The 2,434-nt window shown below is 52.8% G+C and carries 3 protein-coding genes; all 3 read left to right on the forward strand.

Annotated features, from left to right (window positions below; all coding sequences use genetic code 11):
• A partial coding sequence (locus tag PY990_RS16220; RefSeq protein ID WP_275272478.1) for a hypothetical protein occupies positions 1-329 on the forward strand: 329 nt, incomplete at its 5' end.
• Positions 329-1,744, forward strand: a complete 1,416-nt coding sequence (locus tag PY990_RS16225) for a TolC family protein (protein ID WP_275272479.1) — start codon at positions 329-331, stop codon at positions 1,742-1,744. The genes PY990_RS16220 and PY990_RS16225, both read left to right, overlap by 1 nt.
• A gap of 19 nt (positions 1,745-1,763) precedes the next feature.
• A partial coding sequence (locus PY990_RS16230; protein ID WP_275272480.1) for a multicopper oxidase domain-containing protein occupies positions 1,764-2,434 on the forward strand: 671 nt, incomplete at its 3' end.

Raw genomic sequence — 2,434 nt, forward strand, 5'->3', positions numbered from 1 at the left:
GTATGCGCACGGCTATTCAATTACTGCTTGCGGGTTCAGTTCTCGCAGCAAGCACAGTGTTTGCAAATGCCCAGTCAGAGGGTTTGCAGATTGAGTATCAATCAGCCTTTGAGAACTACTCAACATGGAAGCCCAAGGAAGGCGACCGTGATTGGGTGGGGGCCAATCAGAATGTCGAGAAAATTGGTGGCTGGCAATATTACGCCCGTGAGCCGTATTTGAAAAACGGCGAAGCTCAACAACCTATGCAAGATGGCGGCATGGGGCATGACATGAGCAAGATGAAAAAGCCCATGAATCCCGGTGAAGCCCACCAAGGGGGGCATTGATGAAAACCTTGAGATACACGGCAATGGCCTTGGCGATTGCAGGTTTGACTGGTTGCGCCACTGTCAACATGGATCAATCCATGACCAAGCTGAATGAAACCACAGCGTCCATGACCGACAAGAAAGTGGTTCTTGCTCTGAATGATGAGCAGCGCAAGCAGCTGCGAGGGCAGGCAGATGCGCTGTTGAAAAAACCACTGAACTTGAATTCGACAGTTGAACTGATGTTGGTGAACAGTCCTGAATTCCAGGCTTTGCTGGCTCGGGGCTATAGCGAGTCTGCGTTGGCTGCCCAATCGGGTCGAATTCCCAATCCAATCTTCAATTTCGAACGAATAACAGTTGGGGATGAACTTGAAATTGGACGATTGTTCAGTTTTGGTTTGCTCGATCTGGTCACGCTTCCCTGGCGTCAACAGGCTGCAACTTTTCGAATTGAGCGAGCTCAACTGCAATTGGCTGGCGATGTGATTGGGCAGGTGGCACAGGCCCGTGCGGCGTGGGTTGATGCAGTGGTCGCTTTACAAAAACAGCAGTATGCAGAGCAGGTTTACGAGAATGCGCAAGCCAGTGCCGAATTGGCCAAGCGCATGGAGGAGGTAGGCAACTTCACCATTATTCAACGCATTCGACAGCAAATGTTTTATTCAGATGCGGCTCTTGGCCTGGCCATGGCACGTCAGGAAGCCACGTCCACCCGGGAAAAACTAGTTCGGGTGCTCGGGCTTGATGCACAGCAGTTTGAAAAACTGAAACTTCCGGATCGCTTGCCAGACCTGCCCGCCACTGTGAAAAAGCCTGAAGAAGTCTCCAGACAAGCCACGGCGCGGCTCGATGTTCAAATGGCCAAGCAAGCATACGATGCGGCATTGAAAGTGTCTGGTGCGGAAACAGTGAGCTCGTTTGTGGATATTGAGGCAGGGATTCGCCGCGATTCTGTATTCGACAGAGACTCTGGCTCCAAAACCAATCCAAAGGGATTCGAACTGGACATTCGATTGCCTCTGTTTGATTGGGGTGGTTTGAAGCGTGACGCGTTTTCTGCGGAGTTGCTGGCCAAGGGCAACGCGCTGGAGGCTGTTATGAGAAATGTCGATTCAAACCTGCGGGAAAGTTACACCAATTACCGCACTGCTTATGACATTGCCAAGCACTACCAAACCGAGGTGGTTCCCATGCTCGATACCTTGGCTGAGCAAAACACACTTCGTTACAACGGCATGTTGATTGGTACTTTCGAGCTACTGGCCGACAGTCGCAATCAGGTTCGGTCGATTGAATCATCCATTGATGCATCGGCGAACTTTCTGCGAGCGCAACTGGCCCTTGATGCCGCATTGATGGGCAGTCCAGGCAATGTGAAGCTTTCCATGGGTGCCAGAAGTCCAGCAGCCGACGCGGCTGGTGGTCATTAAAAGATTTGGAGCAAGCACAATGAATTCCAGAAGAGATTTTTTCAAGTTTGCCGGCATGGCCGGTGGTGCGGTGGCGGCAGCCAGTGTCAGCAAAGTGGCAATGGCCGCGCTGCCCGAGCCCGTCATTCAGACCTCGCCTGACACCATGGACCCATTAACCCCCAACACTGGGCGGCCCTATAACCCAGTGGTCACCTTGAATGGTTGGACCTTGCCTTGGCGCATGAACAACGGCGTGAAGGAATTCCACCTGGTGGCAGAACCTGTGGTGCGTGAAATGGCACCGGGTATGGTCGCTCACCTTTGGGGCTACAACGGTCAAAGCCCAGGCCCCACCATTGAAGTGGTTGAAGGCGACAGGGTTCGTATTTTTGTGACCAACAAACTGCCTGAGCACACCAGCGTGCACTGGCATGGGCAGCGCCTGCCCAATGGCATGGACGGCGTTGCGGGCCTGAACCAGCCGGCCATTCCTTCCGGCAAAACCTTTGTGTATGAGTTCGAGGCCAAGCGCCCCGGTACCTTCATGTACCACCCGCATGCCGATGAGATGGTGCAAATGGCCATGGGCATGATGGGTTTTTGGGTGACTCACCCCAAAAACAAACATCCCTTGATTGATAACGTGGACCGAGATTTCTGTTTTCTGCTGAATGCCTACGACATTGATCCTGGTGCGTACACACCAAA

It is taken from the genome of Limnobacter olei (assembly GCF_029087225.1).
Classification (GTDB): domain Bacteria; phylum Pseudomonadota; class Gammaproteobacteria; order Burkholderiales; family Burkholderiaceae_B; genus Limnobacter; species Limnobacter olei.